Source organism: Xanthomonas arboricola pv. juglandis (genome assembly GCF_001013475.1).
GTDB lineage: Bacteria > Pseudomonadota > Gammaproteobacteria > Xanthomonadales > Xanthomonadaceae > Xanthomonas > Xanthomonas arboricola.
Map to the genome: position 1 here is coordinate 869458 of NZ_JZEF01000001.1, position 19015 is coordinate 888472.

The window sequence follows — 19015 nt, forward strand, 5'->3', positions numbered from 1 at the left end:
CACCACTTACAGCACCAAGTCTGTCGCACTGCTTTACCAGGAGCGATGGGAAATCGAACTGAGTTTGCGCGACATCAAAAGCTCGATGCAGCACAACGCGACGACCTTACGTAGCAAGAAGATCGACTTGGTGTACCAGGAGGTCTGGGGGTTGCTGCTGGCTTACAACATCATTCGACGTGAAGCCGGTCAGGCAGCGGAGGCGTTTGGCAAAACGCCTTCGGACATCCGATTCAAACCGGTTTGCCAGTACATCGCAGTGCAACTCATCGTGATGGCCGCAGCCAATCCAGCTTCCGCCACAGGAAGACGCTTATCCCAGCTTCGCTCAGGCATCGCGAGCCTGTTCCTCGATCACCGTCCAAGGCCTACCCGGCCAAGGACGGTGAAGATCTCGAAGACCCGCTATCCGGTAGATCGGAAGGCTGCTCCGCTTAAGTGAACAGCATTACCGGCACTGCCGGGGCTTTTCGTTCTGCGCCGTATCCGGGATCAGCGATCCGGACGATGCGGGCCAGAGTCGTTCTGCGCGAGCAGGTATTCCTTGGACTGCTCGTCCAGCTTGTCGCCCAGCATGCGGCGCACCACCACGAAGAACAGCGGAATGAAGATCACGCCGAGCACGGTGGCGAACACCATGCCGCCGATCACGCCGGTACCGATGGAGTGACGCGAGTTGGCGCCGGCACCGGTGGAGATGGCCAGCGGCAGCACGCCCAGGATGAAGGCGAACGAGGTCATCAGGATCGGGCGGAAGCGCAGATGTGCCGCTTCCAGCGTCGCCTCGCGCAGCGTCTTGCCTGCCGCACGCTGCTCCACTGCGAACTCCACGATCAGGATCGCGTTCTTGGCCGCCAGGCCGATCACCGTGATCATGCCGATCTTGAAGTACAGATCGTTCGGCAGGCCGCGCAGCATCGAGAAGGTGATCGCACCCAGCACACCGATCGGCACCACCATCAGCACCGCCACCGGAATCGACCAGCTCTCGTAGAGCGCGGCCAGGCACAGGAACACCACCACCACCGACAACGCCAGCAACAGCGTGGCCGCATTACCGGCAATGATTTCCTGGTACGACATGCCGCTCCAGTCAAAACCGAAGCCCGGGGGCAGATCGTTGTTGACGATCTCCTCCATCGCGGTCATCGCCTGGCCGGAGCTGCCGCCCGGGGCCGGGTTGCCGACGATGTTCACCGCCGAATAGCCGTTGTAGCGGTTCAGTGCCGGCGAGGCGTAGGTCCAGTCGGCCTTGACCACATTGCTCAGCGGAATCATCCCCGGCTGACCATCGGCACCGGTGGCCGTGGCGCTGGGGCTGAAGAAGCTGCGCAGCGACTCGGGACCGGTACGGAACTGGTCGTCGGCACGGATGTTGACGCGCTTGATGCGGCCTTCGGAGAAGTAGTCGTTGACGTAGACAGGCGCCAGCATCAGCTGGATCGAGCTGTAGATGTCGCTGACGTCCAGGCCCATCGACTGCGCCTGCACACGGTCCACGTGCAGTTGCAGCTGCGGCGCGTCTTCCAGCCCGTTCGGGCGCACGCCCACCATGGTGTCCTGCTTTTCCGCCGCCTTGCCCAGCACGATGTTGCGCGCCTGGGTCAGGGCTTGCTGGCCTGCGCCAGAGCGGTCCTGCAGCCACATGTCGAAGCCGCCGAACTGGCCCAGGCCCTGCACGGTGGGCAGGTTGACCACGAAGATCTGCGCGCCCTTGATGCCGTAGAAGGCACCGTTGAGCTGCTGGATCAACTGCTCGGCAGTAACGTCACGCTCTTCCCACGGCTTGAGCCGGATGAAGCCCATGCCGACGTTTTCGCCCGAGCCCAGGAAGCTGAAGCCGGCGATCTGCAGCATGCCTTCCACGGCCGGCTGCTTCTCCAGCACCGCACGCATCTGCGCGAAGGCCTCGTTGGTGCGGATCTTGGTCGCGCCCGGCGGCAGCTGCACGATGGCCACCGCAAAGCCCTGGTCCTCTTCCGGCAGGAAGCTGCCCGGCATGCGGGTGAACAGGAAGCCGCACAGCACCACCAGCACCACGAACACGATCATCCACGGCGGCGAGCGCTTGAGGGTGTGGCCGACCACGCCGACATAGCGATGCGCCAGCTTGTCGTAGTACTTGTCGAAGGTGCGGTAGACCCAGTTCTTCTTGGTCGAATGGGTCGACTTGAGGAACGCGCCGCACAGCGCCGGGGTGAAGCTCAACGCCAGGAACGCGGAGAACCCCATCGACATGGCGATGGTCAGTGCGAACTGCTTGTAGATCGCGCCCGAAGCGCCCGGTTGCAGCGAGGAGGGGATGAACACCGCCGCCAGCACCACGGTGATGGCCACCACCGCGCCGGTGATCTGGGTCATCGCCTTCTGCGTGGCCGCCTTCGGCTCCAGGTGTTCCTCGCTCATGATGCGTTCGACGTTCTCGATCACCACGATCGCGTCGTCGACCACGATGCCGATCGCCAGCACCATCGCAAACAGCGTCAGCTGGTTGATGGTGAAGCCGATCATGTACATGCCGAAGAACGTGCCCAGCAGCGCGACCGGAATCACCAGCGTGGGGATCACGGTGGCGCGGAAGTTCTGCAGGAACAGCAGCATCACCAGGAACACCAGCACGATGGCTTCCACCAGCGTGTGGATCACTTCCTCGATGGAGATGCGCACGAAGGTGGTCGATTCGTACGGCGCAAACCAGGTCACGCCCTGCGGGAAGGTCGGCTGCAGTTCGTCTAGCTTGGCACCGACCGCCTCGGACACGTTCAGGGCGTTGGCACCCGGCAACAGCTGGATACCGAAGGCACCGGTGGGCTTGCCGTTGTACTGGGTGTCGAAGCCGTAGTTGCTCGGCCCCACGGTGACCCGTGCGACATCCTTCAACCGCACCGTGGCGCCGTTGTTGTCGGTGCGCAGGATGATGTTCTCGAACTGGTCCGGCGAGCTGAAGCGGCCCTCGGCCGAGACCGTGGCGGTGAAGCTGATGCCTTCCGGGGTCGGGTCGGCGCCCACCGAACCGGCCGCGAACTGCACGTTCTGGTTACGCACCGCGGTCAGCACCTGGGTTGCCGACAGGTTGTAGCCCTGCAGCTTCTCCGGGTTCAGCCAGATGTTCATCGCGTACTCGGCGCCGAACTGGTTGGTGCTGCCCACGCCGGGCACGCGCGAGATCTGCTCGAGCACGCGCGAGCCGACGATGTCGTTGAGCGCGTCGCGGTTGATCGACGGGTTGTCCGAGCGCAACGCGGCCACCATCAGGAAGCCGGCGTTGGCCTTGGCCACCACCACACCCTGCTGGGTGACTTCCGAGGGCAGGCGCGGCGTGGCCAGCGACACCTTGTTCTGCACCTGCACCTGCGCGATATCCGCGTCGGTGCCGGTTTCGAAGGTCAGCGTAATGGTCACGCGGCCGTTGGCGGCCGAGGACGAGTTGAAGTACAGCAGGTGGTCGATACCGGTGAGCTGCTGCTCGATGACCTGGGTCACCGCTTTTTCGGCGGTATCGGCGCTGGCGCCGGGGAAGTTGGCGGTAACGGTGACCTGCGGCGGGGCGATCGTCGGGTACGACTCGATACCCAGATTCAGGATCGAGATCACGCCCGCAAGCGAGATCAGGATCGCCACCACCCAGGCAAAGATCGGGTGTTCGATGAAAAACTTAGGCATGTCCGGGTTCCGTTACTGCTGCTTGGACTGGGAGTCGGCCGGCTGCGCCGCAGCGTCCGGCTTGGACTGTTCCTGCGCGGCCGGTGCCGCTGCATCGGCCTTGTCGGCTGCCGGTGCGGCCTGTGCGCCGCCACCCTGGGCGGCGGCGGGAGCCGCGCCCGGTGCACCCGGCTGCCCACCCTGCGCCGGCTTGTTCGGATCCCACGGCACGCCCTTGGCCGGCTGGCCTTCCTTCGCCTTCTGCACGCCATCGACGATCACCTGGTCGCCCGGGGTCATGCCCGCGGTGACGATCCACTGGCCCTTCTGCTGGCCATCGACGGTGAGATTCTTGCGCGCCACCTTGCCGTCCTTGCCCAGCACCAGCGCATAGGCGCCGGTGGCATCGCGCTGCACGGCCTGCTGCGGCAGCAGGTAGGCATTGTTGCGCTGGCCCAGGCTGGCCTTGAAGGTCACGAACGCGCCCGGCAGCAGCGCCAGCTCCGGATTGGGCAGGGTCGCGCGCAGCGACACCGCACCGGTGCTCGGGTCCACCGTCACCGCCGACACATCCAGCGTACCCGGGTGCGGGTACTGCGTGCCGTTGCCCAGTTCCACGTTGATGGTGGACTTGCCGTCGCCGCTGAGCTGCACGTTGCCGCTGCTCTGGGCCTGGCGCAGGGCGGCGAGCTCTTCGCTGCTCATCGCAAAGTTCACGTACAGCGGGTCGATCTGGTCGACCGTGGTCAACAGGGTCGCCTCACCCGAGCCCACCAGCGCACCCTCGGTCACGCGCTGGATGCCGGCGCGGCCGGTGATCGGCGAGGTGACGCTGGCAAAGCCGAGCTGGATGCGGGCGGACTGGACCTGGCCGCGTGCCTGCTGCACGTTGGCGCTGGAGGAGCGCTCGGTGGCTTCGGCATTGTCGATGTCGGCACGCGACACGTACTGCTGCGGGGCCAGGCTGCGCGCGCGCTTGGCGGCGACCTGGGCATTGGCGTAGGTCGCCTCGGCGGCGGCCAGCTGGCCTTGCGCCTGCAGCAGCGTGGCCTTCAGCGGCGCCGGGTCGATCTCGAACAGCGGCTGGCCTTCCTTGACGTCGGTGCCTTCGGTGTACAGGCGCTTGAGCAGCACGCCGTCCACGCGCGCGCGCACGTCGGCCGAGCGGAACGCCGACAGCCGGCCGACCAGGTCGCGTTCCAGCGGCAGGGTCTGCGGCTTCATTTCCAGCACCGACACTTCCGGCGGCGGCGGCGCCTGCTGTTGTTCGGGCTTGCTGCAGGCAGCCAGCGCCAGGGTGATGGCACAGGCCAGGCCGAATGTGCGGAGCGGGGCGATCATCAGGAGGAACTCCGTTAGGGTCTTGAAGTGAGAAAGGAAAGCGGGGACAGCGAAGGCGTGGCAGCGACCGCGGCAAATGCGCGCAGGAAGGTGTCGACAGCGAATTGCGCCCACTGCTGCCTGGCGGGAAGGCCGGCGCGGTGGGGAACCTGAAAGCGTTGCCGGTCGAAATCCAGACCGACGATCATGCTCAACAGCAGTTCGGCCATACAGTGCGGATCGTCATGGCGCAGCTGGCCGGCCTGCATCGCCTGCTCGAAGCGCTGCGCCAGGCGCTGCTGCATGCCGACGACCCCGTCCTGGAAGATCTGTTGCGACTGATCGGGGAACCGGTGCGATTCGGCTTCCACCAACCGGCAGGTCTGTAACACATCCGGGCGGTTCAGGCGGTCAAGGTGGGCCAGCGCGAAGGCCAGCAGATCCTCGCGCAACTCGCCCGAGGCGGTGCCCAGCGGCACCGTGGCCAGGTGCACATGGTCCTGGAGGACATCGCGCAGCAGGTTTTCTTTACAGCCGTAATAACTGTAGAGCGTCTGCTTGGAGCAGCCGGCGCGCTCGGCCACCGCGTCCATGCTCAGCCGCATGCCGCGCTCGGCAAGTAGCGTATGCACAGCCGCATGGATGCGGCGATCGCAGTCCGAGCGCCGGGCAGCACGGTGGGAACGGGGGGTCATGGCGGTAGACTATACCGTCCAGTTTAGTTTTTAAATAGGCTTGACGGTCGCAGTTCTGTCTGCGCAACGCCTTGTGGCCCAAGCGCCCGGCCGGACTTTGCCGGTTGTGGCGGTCTGGCGGGTGGCCATGCAGGCGCCAATCCGGCGCCGCTGCAGGAATTACAGTCGGGTAGTGCTTTTGCGCCGCGCCGGGGGTGGGCGTCCGACCAGGATTTTGCGCTATGCAGCAAGGCGTCTTCATCCGGCGCCGGTACAATTCAGGTTTTCCACCGAGCATCCCAGCGCTCTCATGACAGCCAAGAAAGCTGCTTCGAAATCGTCCACGACGTCGGTCAAACCGGTCGCCGACCATGCCGTCCCCGTGCTTGCCACCGCGCCGCAGGCGGTCACCCTGGAGCCGGTGTTTGCCGCGTTGCGCAAGCGCTACCCGGCCGCCCGCCAGTCCGAGGTGCAGCTGTTCGCAGCCGACTTCTACCGGCGCATGGAGGAGGACGAGTTCCCCAACCACCCGCCCGAGCAGTGGGCGGCCCTGGCGGCGGACATGCTGGAATTTGCGCGCACGCGCAAGGCCGGCACGGTCAACGTGAGGGTGTTCAACCCGACCCTGAAGAGCCAGGGCTACGAGTCGCCGCACACGCTGCTGCAGATCGTCAACGACGACATGCCGTTCCTGGTGGACTCGGTGAGCATGACGCTGTCGGACCTGGGCATCGGCGTGCACGTGCTCGGCCACCCGGTGCTGCGCATCGCGCGCGACAAGGCCGGCAAGCTGAGCGCGGTGGGCGAGGGCAAGAGCGAGTCGCTGATGGTGCTGGAGATCGACCGCCAGCCCGCCGAGGACATGCCCAAGGTGGAAGCGGCGGTGCGCAAGGTGCTGGGCGAGGTGCGCGCGATCGTGCACGACTGGGCGTCGATGCGCGAAAAGATGGTGATGCTGGCCGACGACCTGGCCACCCGCCGCCTGCCGATGGACGACATCAGTCGCCACGAGGCGCAGGAGTTCCTGCGTTGGGCGGCGGCCGATCACTTCACCTTCTTCGGCTATCGCGAGTACCGCGTGGAGAAGCAGGACGGCCAGGACGTGCTGGCGCCGGTGGAAGAAACCGGCCTGGGCCTGATGCGCGGCCGCGACACCTCGCCGGCGCGCCCGGTGACCACGCTGGCGGCGCATGGCCTGAACACCTCGGCCAAGCTCAAGGACGCGTTGATCCTGACCAAGACCAATGCGCGCTCGCGCGTGCATCGGGTCGGCTACATGGATTACATCGGCATCCTGGAATTCGATGCCAAGGGCCGCATCGTCGGCGAGCAGCGTTTCCTGGGCCTGTTCACCTCCAGCGCCTACAACCGCCGCCCGTGGGAAATCCCGCTGGTGCGCCAGCGCCACGAATACGTGATGAGCAAGTCCGGGCTGACCCCGAGCAGCCACAGCGGCAAGGCGTTGCGGCACATTCTCGAGACGCTGCCGCGCGAGGAGCTGTTCCAGTCCAACGAGGAAGAGCTGTATCGCACCGCGATCGGCATCCTCGGCCTGCAGGAGCGCGTGCGCAGCCGCATGTTCCTGCGCCGCGACAAGTACAGCCGCTTCATCTCCGCGCTGGTGTACATCCCGCGCGAACGCTTCAACACCGATGTGCGGCTGCGCATCGAAGCCTTGCTCAAGGATGCGCTGCACGGCGAATACATCGATTCCAGCGTGGTGCTGGGCGAGTCGCCGCTGGCGCAGCTGCACCTGATCGTGCGGCCCAAGAGTGGCGAGGCGCTGGAATTCAACACCACCGAACTCGAGTCGCGGCTGGCGCATCTGCTGCGCAACTGGCGCGATGCCCTGCGCGAGGCGCTGGTGGCGCGGCATGGCGAGGTCAATGGCCTGCGCATGGCTGCCAACTTCGGGCGTGCGCTGCCGGCCGGCTATATCGAGGACTCGTCGATCGAATCGGCGGTGTCCGACGTCGAGCATCTGGCCGCACTGGACGGCCCGGATGATCTGCATCTAAGCCTGCAGGAGATCCGTCGCGACGACGGCGTGCGGCTGGACGCCGGCGAGGGCCTGCGCCTGAAGCTGTATCGCCAGCTCGACGACATCCCGTTGTCCGATGCGATGCCGATGATGGAGAACATGGGCCTGCGGGTGATCTCCGAGCGGCCGTACCGGCTGCAGGTCGGCGAGACGCCGGTCTACATCCAGGATTTCGAGGTCGAGTCGACCTCCGGCAAGATCAACGCAGCCAATGCCGACGCCGGTTTCGGCGAAGCCTTCGAGCGGATTTGGAGCGGCGATGCTGAAAACGACGGCTTCAACCGCCTGATCCTGGCCGCCGGCCTGCACTGGCGCCAGGTCGCGCTGCTGCGCGGCTACTGCAAGTATCTGCTGCAGACCGCGGTGCCGTTCTCGCAGGCGTATGTCGAGGCGACGTTCACCCGTTACCCGCTGCTGGCGCGCCTGCTGGTGGAACTGTTCGAAGCGCGCTTCGATCCGGCCACCGGCAGCGAGACCAAGGCGCAGATCTTCGCCGGGCAGGAACGCCTGCGCGAAGAACTGTCGGTGCTGGCCGGTGACGACGAGGCCACGCTCAAGGCGCTGGAGCCGGTACTGCAGGCGCGCGGCAGCGACCGCGATGCGCAGCAGGAAGCCACCCGCGCCACGCTGCTGAAGCTGATGGATCGCGTCTCCAGCCTGGACGAGGACCGCATCCTGCGCAGCTTCATCGGCGTGATCGACGCCACGCTGCGCACCAACTATTACCAGACCGACAAGAGCGGCAAGCACGGCCACTGCATCAGCTTCAAGCTGGATTCTTCGATCGTGCCGGACCTGCCTAAGCCGCGTCCGTACCGCGAGATCTTCGTCTACAGCCCGCGGGTGGAAGGCGTGCACCTGCGCTTTGGCGCAGTGGCGCGCGGCGGCCTGCGCTGGTCGGACCGGCGCGAGGATTTCCGCACCGAGGTGCTGGGCCTGGTCAAGGCGCAGATGGTCAAGAACACCGTCATCGTGCCGGTCGGGGCCAAGGGCGGTTTCTATGTCAAGCGCTCGCCGGTCGGCGGCGACCGCGATGCGATCCAGGCTGAAGGCATTGCCTGCTACAAGCTGTTCATCCAGAGCCTGCTCGACATCACCGACAACATCGTCGGCGGCAAGATCGTGCCGCCGCCGCAGGTGGTGCGTCACGACCAGGATGATCCGTACCTGGTGGTCGCGGCCGACAAGGGCACCGCCACGTTCTCCGACATTGCCAACGGGCTGGCGCTGGACCACGGCTTCTGGCTGGGCGATGCGTTCGCTTCCGGCGGTTCGGTCGGTTACGACCACAAGGGCATGGGCATCACTGCGCGCGGTGCGTGGGAGTCGGTCAAGCGTCACTTCCGTGCGATGGGGCGTGACTGCCAGAGCCAGGATTTCAGCGTGGTCGGCATCGGTGACATGTCCGGCGACGTGTTCGGCAACGGCATGCTGTTGTCGCGGCATATCCGCCTGCTGGCCGCGTTCGATCACCGGCATATCTTCCTGGATCCCAATCCGGATGCCGCTGCCTCGTTCGCCGAGCGCGAGCGCCTGTTCAAGCTGCCGCGTTCCAGCTGGGCCGACTACGAGGCCAAGCTGATCAGCGCCGGCGGTGGCATCTATCCGCGCACGCTCAAGTCCATCGACATCAGCGCGCCGGTGCGCGAGGTCCTGGGCTTGGAAATCAGCGTCAAGCAGCTCTCGCCCAATGAGCTGATGAACGCCATCCTCAAGGCGCCGGTGGACCTGTTCTGGAATGGCGGCATCGGCACCTACGTCAAGGCGTCCAGCGAGTCGCATGCCGATGTGGGCGACCGCGCCAACAACGGCCTGCGCGTCAACGGTGGCGAGCTGCGCTGCAAGGTGGTGGGCGAGGGCGGCAACCTGGGCCTGACCCAGCTCGGCCGCATCGAGGCCGCGCAGGCCGGGGTGCTGCTCAATACCGACTTCATCGACAACTCGGCCGGCGTGGACACCTCCGATCACGAGGTGAACATCAAGATCCTGCTCAACGACATGGTGCAGGCCAAGAAGCTCACCTACGACGCGCGCAACACGCTGCTCGCCTCGATGACCGACGAAGTGGCCGACCTGGTGTTGTGGGACAACTACCGCCAGAACCAGGCGATCAGCCTGATGGAGCGGATGAGCGTCAAGCGTCTCGGCTCCAAGCAGCACTTCATCCGCACATTGGAATTGCAGGGTCTGCTCGATCGGCAGATCGAGTTCCTGCCCTCCGATGCCGAACTGTCCGCACGCAAGGCGCGCGGGCAGGGCTTGTCGCGCCCGGAGCTATCGGTGCTGTTGTCGTACTCCAAGCTGGTGGCGTTCCAGCAGCTGCTGGAATCGGATATTCCGGAAGACCCGTATCTGTCCAAGGAATTGCAGCGCTACTTCCCGCAGCCGCTGCAGAAAAAGTACGCCGATGCGATGGAGCGTCACCGCCTCAAGCGCGAGATCATCGCCACCGCGGTGACCAACACCACCATCAACCGCATGGGCGCCACCTTCCTGATGCGCATGCAGGAAGACACCGGCCGCAGCATCGCCGAGGTCGCCAAGGCCTACACCATCAGCCGCGAGACGCTGGATGCACGCGCGCTGTGGACGCAGATCGACGCATTGGACGGCAAGGTACCCGAGTCGGTGCAGATCGATGCGCTGGAAGTGATCTGGCGCCTGCAGCGCTCGTTCGTGCGTTGGCTGCTGTTGCGTCCGGGCCAGATGCCGGGCATCACCGCGGCGGTGGAGCGTTACCACGGCCCGTTCAACGACATCCGTGTCGCCTCCGGTGTGCTCTCCGATACGCAGCGCCCGCAGTACGAAGGCAGCGTGCAGGAATGGCAGGAAAAGGGCCTACCGCCGCAGCTGGCGCAGCAGTTGTCCGAGCTACGCTATCTGGAACCGGCCTTCGACATCATCGAAACCGCACGCACCCGCAAGCTCAAGCCGGTGGACGTGTCCAAGGTGCATTTCCGCCTGGGCGAAGCGCTGCGCCTGCCGTGGTTGTTCGAGCAGATCGACGCGCTGGAGGTCAACGGCCGCTGGCATGCGGTGGCACGTGGCGTGCTGCGCGACGAGCTGGCCGCACATCAGCGCGCGCTGGTGGCGCAGGTGCTGACCCTGCCCGGCAGCAGTGCCGAGGACAAGGTGGCCAACTGGCTGGCACGCGACGACTCCAGCCTGCGCTTCACCCTGGCGATGCTCGCCGATGTGGCCGAGCAGAAGACCCTGGACTACCCGACCGTGTCGGTCGCGGTGCAGCGTCTCGGGCAGCTGGCGGCACACGGGATGTAAGCGTGTGCAGCGAGGTGATGGCGGAGCGAGTGCTTCGTCATCATCCTCGTTGTAGTGAGTGGGCAACGTCGTTGTCTTGCACCAAAGAGCAGCGTTTGGGCTTGATGCTGTTCACCTCGAACGATGCTTGCTGGTGAGTCGAGCGTGCGGTGCCCTCACCGCACGTGGGACACGCCGTGAATTCGTCCGTGGACGCTCCGTGGCGGCATCCATGCCGCCACGGATCACGCAATCAGCGATGACACCGCAGCAAAGATTCTGCTGGTTGCTTTATGAAAGGCATGGACACCAACCATCTCGACGGGTCCTTGTCCGCCCACCGTGGCAGGACCTTACGCGACATGGATGCCGCATAAGAGCCTAACGGGAATGTACTTGCGGCGTGTCCCGCGACGGTGGGCGGGCAAGGACCTCCAAATAAGCCGCAGATTGGGTGCCCTGCAACCGGATTGCACATTTCCAGTTCGCATCTACAACCATGTACATGTGTTGCGCACTATCGTTGAAACAGTACGACGGCATGGTTCGCGCTGTGCGGTCTTCTTGTATCGCAGCCTGGCCCACGGATCTGTATCCGGCTTCTTACTTGATCTTGACGACCACCTTGCCCTTGGCGCGGCCTTGCGCCAGATACTCCAGCGCCTGCTTTGCCTGGTCGAACGCAAACACCTTGTCGATGACCGGGCGGAGGCGTTCGGCTTCGAGCAGTTCACCGATCCTGGCCAGTTGCGTGCCGTTGGGGCGTACGAACAGGAACGAGTAGGCGACGTTGTGCTTGTTCGCTAGACGGATGATCTTGCGGCTCATCATGGCGAAGACGAATTGCAGCACGACATTCAACCGGCGCGCGCGTGCGAAAGCCGCATCCAGCGGCCCGACCAGCGACACGATCCTGCCGCCGGGCTTGAGGATGGCGAGCGACTTTTCGATCGTATCGCCCCGCATCGTGCCAAGCGCGATGTCGTAGCCGCGCAGCACGGTCTCGAAGTCCTGTTGCCTGTAGTCGACCACCTCGTCTGCGCCAAGGCTGTTCACCAGCGCGACATTGCCGGTGCTGGTGGTGGTGCCGACGGTGGCGCCGAGGTTTTTTGCCAACTGGATCGCGATGGTGCCGATACCGCCGGAACCGGCAGGAATGAACACCTTCTGGCCGGGCTGCAGGTCGGCACGTTCCTTCAGGGCCTGCCAGGACGTGAGCGCGACCATCGGCAGCGATGCCGCCTGCACGAAATCCAGATTGGCCGGCTTCAGCGCTGCGGCGCTTTCCGGTACCGCGACATACTCGGCGATGGTGCCGCGGCCAAGATCGAACACGCTGGCAAAAATCGCATCGCCCCGCTTGAAGCGGGTGACGCGGCTGCCGACGTCGATGACGATCCCCGCCACGTCGCTGCCCAACGTGGCGGGCAGCTCGAACTTCACCACGGGTTTGAAGATGCCGGTGGGAATCATGTTGTCGATCGGATTCACGCCTGCCGCGTGCACCTCGACCAGCAGTTCGTCGGGCTGCAGCGTCGGGCGGGCGCGCTCGCTGAAGCCGATATCGGGAGATTTGCCATAGCGTTTGAAGGTGAGTGCTTTCATCTGGTTCGGGTCCAATGCTGTCGTTGTCTGGATGCGTGGCCGGGCGCGATGTGGGCCCCGGCCGCCTTCACCTTTGCGCTGGCAACTGCGTGCCTGCCGCCTGATCGCCATGTTGGCGGTTTGAATCGACGCATCCGTGTAGCAGCGCGAATGCGCGACGCCTCAGCGCAGGCCCGCAGCGCTCACCGTGGCAAGCGCTGCGGGCGGGTGCGCCGCCGGCCCGGTCAGGCCGCCGGCTGATAGCGCTCGGCGGCGGTGGCCTGACGGATGTCAGACAGCAGCCCCTGGCGCGCGCCATCCAGTGCGTCCCAACGTTCGGCCACGTGCAGCGGCGGGATGGTGACCAGTTCGCGGCGATCGAAGCCGACCAGCGCGGCATCGACCAGTTCGCCCACGTCCATCAGGTCGCTGAGCGTATTGACGTCGATACCGGCACGCCCCCAGATCTCGGTGCGCGTACCGGCCGGCAGCACGGCCTGCACATACACACCCTTGGCTCCCAGCTCCAGGTGCAGCCCCTGCGACAGGAACAGCACGAAGGCCTTGGTGGCGCCATAGACGCTCATGCCGAATTCGGGAGCGAAGCCCACCACCGAGCCGAGGTTGACGATCGCGCCGCTGCCGGACTGCGCAAAGCGCGGCGCAACCGCGGCAGACAGGCGCGTCAACGCGGTGACATTGAGCGCCAGCAGGCGGTCGATTGCCTCGGCGTTCTGCTGCAGGATGCCGCCAGACTGCGCCATGCCGGCGTTGTTGATCAGGATGCCGATCTGCGCGTCGTCGCGCAGGCGAGCTTCCACTGCGGTCAGGTCGGCGGGCTGGGTCAGGTCGGCCTGCAGCACGTCGACGCTGACGCCATGTGCAGCGTGCAGACGCGCCGCCAGCGCATCCAAGCGGGCCTTGTCGCGTGCCACCAGCACCAGGTTGTGGCCGCGTTGCGCAAAGCGCTCGGCGTAGACGGCGCCGATACCGGTGGAGGCGCCAGTGATGAGGACAGCGGGAAGTGTGGACATGCAGAATTCCTTGATGACAGTGGATGAAAGACGCCAGGCGAGACAGCCTCAGCCGGCGAGGGACGGGTAGTCGATATAACCTTCGGCGCCACCGCCGTAGAGCGTGGCCGGATTCAACGGCGCCAGCGCTGCGCCGGTGTGCAGACGTTCGACAAGATCGGGGTTGCTGATGAACGGGCGGCCGAAGGCCACCAGGTCGACGTTGCCTGCGCGCAACTGGGCGTTGGCCAGTTCCAGGTCGTAGCCGTTGTTGGCCAGATAGGTACGGGTGAACTTGCTGCGCAGCGCGGCATAGTCGAACGGGGCCGCATCGCGCGGGCCGCCGGTCGCACCTTCGACCACGTGCAGGTACACGATGCCCAGCGCATCGAGCTGCTCGGCGATGTAGTCGTATTGCGGCTGCGGTTCGCTGCCGGAAATGCCGCTTGCCGGCGACACCGGCGAGATGCGCACGCCGGTGCGATCGGCGCCGATCTGCTTGCTCACTGCAGCGACCACCTCCAGCAACAGGCGTGCGCGGTTCTCGATCGAGCCGCCGTAGGCATCGGTACGCTGGTTGGCGCCGTCCTTGATGAACTGCTCCAGCAGGTAGCCGTTGGCGCCGTGGATTTCGACACCATCGAAGCCGGCGGCAATCGCATTGGCCGCTGCCTGGCGGAAGTCGTCGACGATGCCCGGCAGTTCGTGCAGCTCAAGCGCGCGTGGTTCGGAGACATCGGCAACGCCGTTGTTGACGAACACCTTGGTCGCTGCGCGGATCGCCGACGGCGCGACCGGTGCGGCGCCGCCCGGTTGCAGGTCGACATGCGACACCCGGCCCACATGCCACAGCTGCACGAAGATGCGCCCGCCCTTGGCATGCACGGCGTCGGTGACCGCACGCCAGCCGGCGATCTGCTCGGGCGTGTACAGGCCAGGGGTGTCCTGATAGCCCTGGGCCTGGGGCGAGATCTGGGTGGCCTCGGTGATCAGCAGGCCGGCCGAGGCGCGCTGGGCGTAATAGGTGGCCGCCAGAGCGCTCGGCACCAGGCCGGCGCCCGCACGGTTGCGGGTCAGCGGGGCCATCACGATGCGGTTGGCCAGGGTCAGCGCGCCCAGTGCATAGGGTTCGAACAGCGAAGGGTGGGTCATTGGCGGTGCTCGGAATCAGTGGTTGACAAAGATTACGATCAAAATCTAAAGTGTCAACACTTTGATGACGAATGACATCAAAGTAAGCTGCCGCTCTCACCAGTCCCGCACAAGCACGGAGTGTCCCAACGATGAAAGTGACCAAGGCACAGGCGCAGGCAAACCGGGCGCACGTCGTCGAGACCGCCTCGGTGCTGTTTCGCGAGCGCGGTTACGAAGGGATCGGCATCGCCGATCTGATGGCCGCCGCAGGGTTCACCCACGGCGGCTTCTACAAGCAGTTCCGCTCCAAGGCGGATCTGATGGCCGAATCGGCGGCCTGCGGCCTGGCCAACATCGCCGCGCAGACCGAGCACGTGGACAAGGCGGATTTCGTGAACTTCTATCTGTCGCGCGGACATCGCGACAGCCTTGCCACCGGCTGCACGATGGCTGCGCTGGGCGCCGATGCCGCGCGCCAGCCGGAGGAAGTGCGCGAGGCGTTCGCCGCCGGGGTCGAAAACCTGTTGGCCTCGCTCGACCGCAGCGGCGCTGCGCCCGGTACCGCCGAGGCAGCAGCGGAGCGCGCCAGCAACCTGGACATGATGGCGCACGCCATCGGCGCCATCGTGCTGTCGCGGTCGTGCCCGAACGATTCGCCGCTGGCCGACGAAATCATCGCGGTGTGTCGCGACCAGATCCTGTCGTCGTTGCAGGCATCCAACTAACCGACAGGCGTGCATCCGCCACACACGTGGCCGAGGTTTCACCAATAGAACTGCGTTTTTAGCCAAGCCATCGCATCCCAGTCACGGCGTGATCGTCAACCGACTGCCGCCCTGTCACTCACTGCACTCAAGGAATTCCAATGACAAGCAAACCCCCTGTTGCGCTGGTGACCGGCGCCTCCTCTGGCATCGGCGAAGCAACTGCCAACGCGTTGGCTGCCGCCGGTTATACGGTGTACGGCACCAGCCGTCGCGGCGCGCAATCCGGACAGCGCGCCTTCACGCTGCTGGCGCTGGATGTGACCAGCGACGAATCGGTCGACGCCGCGATCCAGGAGCTGCTGCGACGGGAAGGGCGCATCGACTTGCTGGTCAATAACGCCGGTTTCGGTGTGTCTCCTGCCGCTGCGGAGGAAAGCTCGATCGAGCAGGCCAAGGCCATCCTCGACACCAACTTCCTCGGTGTCGTGCGCATGACGCGCGCAGTGGTGCCGCACATGCGCCGCCAGGGCAGTGGCCGCATCGTCAACATCGGCTCGATCATCGGGCTGGTGCCCACGCCGTATGCGGCGCTGTACGCGGCCAGCAAGCACGCGGTGGAGGGTTACTCCGAAGCGGTGGACCACGAGCTGCGCAGCTACGGAATCCGGGTCACGGTAATCGAGCCGGCCTACACCAAAACCCAGTTCGAGGCGAACACTCTCGCCCCGGATGCGCCGCTGGAAAACTACCGGCAGGTGCGCACCCAGGTGGGCCAGGTGGTGGCGCAGGCAATGGCAAGCGCAGACGAGCCCTCCGTCGTGGCCGACGTGGTGGTGAAGGCGGCGCGCGCCCAGCAGCCCAAGGTGCGCTACACCGCGGGCAAGATCGCCGGACAGCTGCAGTTCTTGCGGCGGTTTGCGCCGGCAGGCGTGTTCCAGGCGCTGATTCGCAAGAACCTGCAGCTCGATGCGAAGACGCCGTCCGAGACGACGACGCCATCCCACGCCGGATAAGCCCGGCCGACAAACCACTGCAAGTGCCGGCCCTGGCGGTGAGCGCAACAGGTTTCAGCTGCGCCACGCCGGGTTGCACCGCTGCACAAACGAGCCGCAGCGACTGCAGTGCGCATGCCGTTACCGATGCGTCGGTGGTGACGCAGTAGCGCGCGGCCTTGCCCCCCAACAGGAGAAGGCAATGACCTTCAATGCAGTGCTTAGCGTTCAGACCAGCGAGCCGGTGGTTACCAGGCTGGCCCAGTTCAACGAAGACGCGTTGATGCCGGGCGAGGTGAGGGTTGCTGTCGAGTATTCGACCGGCAACGACCACCACGCGATGATGGTGAGCGGAGGTGGCCCGATCATTCGCCATCTTCCGCTGATTCCTGGCGTCGATCTTGCCGGTGTGGTCCAAGCGTCCCGCGATGCCGGAATTGCGGTTGCAGACCGGGTGCTGACCAGCGGCCGGGGATTGCATCAGCCCCACTCTGGCGGCGAGGCGCGGAAGGTGCAGGGGCGCACGGTCGTGGAGGTGAACGCATGAGCGCGCCGACTGCATCGCGCGCATTTCGCTACCTGGCCACGCTGTCGGCGTTGTCGTTCTTCGCGCTGGGCGCGGCGTGGCTGCTGGCGCCTGCGGCCATGCTGGCCAACTGGGGCGTGGCCTTCGACAGCGAAGCGCTTGGCGTGCTCGGCCGACGCGCCGCACCGCTGTATGCAGCCATCGGCGTCATGCTGCTGCTGGTGCGAACGGCGCCACCGTCGCCAGGGCGCCGTGCCGTGATTGCGGGCTTTGTCACCGCATGCCTGTTGCTGGCAGTGCTGGGCGTTGCGGAGTGGGTGGCCGGGCATGTCAACGCCGGCATCTTCGCGGCAGTCGCGATCGAGATCGGCTTTCCGCTGGCGTTCCTGCTGGTGACGCGTGCCGAGGCCGGGTCGCGGCACAACGACAAGGCGCGATGATGGCAGGCATGGCGGCGCCTGTGGGGTGCTGTCATGCGAGTTGGCGGACATGACACGCTGCAAGACGGGTCAACCAAGCGGTGCGAGCAGTTGGCAACTGATGTGGATGTCGCATGGAAAACGCAGTTGCCGGGGCGGTGCACGCCGATTCCAGTCACGGCTGTGTAGCTGCGCCGGCTACGCATCTCTGCTGTCAGCCGCTCGAAGCCCGGTGCCCGCTCATTTCCTGCCCGGCATCCTTGTCGAATCGCACATGCCACCAGGTGGCGCTGAGCGAAATCAGGCTGACCACGCAGAACGCCAGCGAAAAATCGCGTTGCGCCGGTTGGGTGTGATCGCCGGCCAGCATCGCCAGCTTGAGGATCATTGCGCCGGCGCATACGCCGACCGAGAGCATCAGTTGCTGCAAGGTGGTGTACAGGCTGCTGGCGCGGCTCATGCGCGATGCGGGTACGTTTTCATAGGCGATGGTGTTGTAGGCAGCGAACTGGAACGACATGAAGGCGCCGCAGCACAGCAGCAGGCCGAACATCAGCGCCGGCGGCCAGTCGGGCCGGAACAACGCACACACCATGTAGCCCAGGCTGGCGAGCACACCGTTGCCGATCAGGCTGTTGCGATAGCCGAAGCGGCGCAGCAACTGCGGGGTGATGCTGCGCATCAGCAGTGCGCCGAGCGCGGTGGCCAGGATCAGGCGCCCGCTGTGCGCGGCGCTCATGCCGAAGCCGATCTGGAACAGCAGCGGCAGCAGGAACGGATGCGCGCCCTGGGTGATGCGCATCAGCGCGCCGCCGATCACCGACAAGCGGAACGAATCGATCCGCAGCAGGCTCAGGTCCAGCAGCGGAGCGGGGTGGTGGCGTGCATGCCACAGATACCCCAACGCAGCGCTGCCGCCGATGGCCAGCAGCCAGCTAGCCGTGCCGAGGCCGTCCTGCTGGCTGACCATTTCCAGGCCGAACAGCAGGCAGCCCAACGCGGTGCCGCACAGCACGAAACCGCGCAGGTCGAAACGTGCCGGTGTGGTTTCGGTGGGAATTTCCGGGATGAAACGGCGTACCAGCAGAAAGCCGGCAATGCCGATCGGCACGTTGATGTAGAAGATCCAGCGCCAGTCCAGATACGAGACGAAAAATCCGCCCAGCGGCGGGCCGAGCATTGGGCCGATGAAGGCCGGCACCAGCGTCCAGGCCATGGCCGACACCAGGTGACGGCGCTCCACCGTGCGCAGCAGGATCAGCCGGCCGAGCGGGGCCATCATCGCGCCGCCGGCGCCTTGCAGTACGCGCGCGGCGACCATGGTGGGCAGGCTGTCGGCCAGCGAACACAGGATCGAGCCGCCGACGAACACCCAGATCGATGCGCCGAACACCCGGCGCAGGCCGAAGCGGTCGGCGATCGCGCCGCTGGCCGGGATCAGCACCGCCAGCGCCAGCAGGTAGCTGGTCATGGCGATGCTCATCGCCGGCGCGGCAACGCCGAAATCGCGCGCCAGGGTCGGCAGCGCGGTCGCCAGCACAGTGGCATCCATCTGCTCCATGAAGATGGCGCAGGCCAGGATCAGCGAGATGATGCGGTAATCGGGATAACGCGGCGGCGTGATGCCGGCCTCGGACACGCTGGAGGACATCGGACTCTCGGTTGCGGGGCCGCATCGGTGGCGCGCAAATGGCGATCGGACCGG

At 65.6% G+C, this 19015-nt stretch carries 13 protein-coding genes; 6 read left to right on the forward strand and 7 right to left on the reverse strand.

Annotated elements, in window-relative coordinates; genetic code table 11:
• The coding region (locus tag XARJCFBP2528_RS03445) for a transposase (protein ID WP_155410703.1) at positions 1–442 on the forward strand (442 nt) is incomplete at its 5' end.
• A 50-nt stretch (positions 443–492) separates the two neighbouring features.
• On the opposite strand, the gene XARJCFBP2528_RS03450 is transcribed toward XARJCFBP2528_RS03445, so the two are convergent.
• From XARJCFBP2528_RS03450 to XARJCFBP2528_RS03460, 3 genes are read right to left on the reverse strand one after another with little or no spacing between them, the layout of a single operon-like run.
• A complete protein-coding gene (locus XARJCFBP2528_RS03450; protein ID WP_016904419.1) occupies positions 493–3663 on the reverse strand; it encodes a multidrug efflux RND transporter permease subunit in 3171 nt (1056 codons plus the stop codon).
• A 12-nt stretch (positions 3664–3675) separates the two neighbouring features.
• Complete coding sequence (locus tag XARJCFBP2528_RS03455) at positions 3676–4983, reverse strand: efflux RND transporter periplasmic adaptor subunit (protein ID WP_016904418.1); 1308 nt, start codon at positions 4981–4983, stop codon at positions 3676–3678.
• Between the two features lie 14 nt (positions 4984–4997).
• Positions 4998–5657: a TetR/AcrR family transcriptional regulator gene (locus XARJCFBP2528_RS03460; RefSeq protein WP_024940186.1), complete on the reverse strand. Its 660-nt coding sequence runs from the start codon at positions 5655–5657 to the stop codon at positions 4998–5000.
• Positions 5658–5946: 289 nt separating this feature from the next.
• Here XARJCFBP2528_RS03460 and XARJCFBP2528_RS03465 point away from each other — a divergent pair, with 289 nt between their 5' ends.
• Complete coding sequence (locus tag XARJCFBP2528_RS03465) at positions 5947–10956, forward strand: NAD-glutamate dehydrogenase (protein WP_016904416.1); 5010 nt, start codon at positions 5947–5949, stop codon at positions 10954–10956.
• Positions 10957–11538: 582 nt separating this feature from the next.
• On the opposite strand, the gene XARJCFBP2528_RS03470 is transcribed toward XARJCFBP2528_RS03465, so the two are convergent.
• The 3 genes from XARJCFBP2528_RS03470 to XARJCFBP2528_RS03480 all read right to left on the reverse strand — a co-directional run bounded on the left by XARJCFBP2528_RS03470 (position 11539) and on the right by XARJCFBP2528_RS03480 (position 14684).
• Entirely contained in the window at positions 11539–12540 is a 1002-nt protein-coding gene (locus tag XARJCFBP2528_RS03470; RefSeq protein WP_047124313.1) for an NADP-dependent oxidoreductase, read from the reverse strand.
• A 224-nt stretch (positions 12541–12764) separates the two neighbouring features.
• Entirely contained in the window at positions 12765–13553 is a 789-nt protein-coding gene (locus XARJCFBP2528_RS03475; protein WP_039522015.1) for an SDR family NAD(P)-dependent oxidoreductase, read from the reverse strand.
• Positions 13554–13601: 48 nt separating this feature from the next.
• Entirely contained in the window at positions 13602–14684 is a 1083-nt protein-coding gene (locus XARJCFBP2528_RS03480) for an alkene reductase (RefSeq protein WP_047124314.1), read from the reverse strand.
• A 131-nt stretch (positions 14685–14815) separates the two neighbouring features.
• Between XARJCFBP2528_RS03480 and XARJCFBP2528_RS03485 the strand changes: the two genes are divergently transcribed.
• The 4 genes from XARJCFBP2528_RS03485 to XARJCFBP2528_RS03500 all read left to right on the forward strand — a co-directional run bounded on the left by XARJCFBP2528_RS03485 (position 14816) and on the right by XARJCFBP2528_RS03500 (position 17331).
• Positions 14816–15391 (forward strand): TetR/AcrR family transcriptional regulator, encoded by a 576-nt coding sequence (locus tag XARJCFBP2528_RS03485; RefSeq protein WP_016904436.1) that lies wholly within the window; start codon positions 14816–14818, stop codon positions 15389–15391.
• 140 nt (positions 15392–15531) lie between these two features.
• Entirely contained in the window at positions 15532–16386 is an 855-nt protein-coding gene (locus XARJCFBP2528_RS03490) for an oxidoreductase (RefSeq protein ID WP_047124315.1), read from the forward strand.
• A 181-nt stretch (positions 16387–16567) separates the two neighbouring features.
• The gene (locus XARJCFBP2528_RS03495) at positions 16568–16912 is read left to right on the forward strand and encodes an alcohol dehydrogenase catalytic domain-containing protein (protein WP_047124471.1); all 345 of its coding nucleotides are present in this window, start codon (positions 16568–16570) and stop codon (positions 16910–16912) included.
• Positions 16909–17331 carry a hypothetical protein gene (locus XARJCFBP2528_RS03500; protein ID WP_016904433.1) on the forward strand — a complete coding sequence of 141 codons (423 nt, stop codon included), beginning with the start codon at positions 16909–16911 and terminating at the stop codon, positions 17329–17331. The genes XARJCFBP2528_RS03495 and XARJCFBP2528_RS03500 overlap by 4 nt, the downstream gene beginning before the upstream one ends.
• Positions 17332–17524: 193 nt before the next feature.
• Here XARJCFBP2528_RS03500 and XARJCFBP2528_RS03505 read toward each other — a convergent pair whose 3' ends face one another.
• Complete coding sequence (locus XARJCFBP2528_RS03505) at positions 17525–18961, reverse strand: DHA2 family efflux MFS transporter permease subunit (protein ID WP_016904432.1); 1437 nt, start codon at positions 18959–18961, stop codon at positions 17525–17527.
• Positions 18962–19015: the final 54 nt, after the last annotated feature.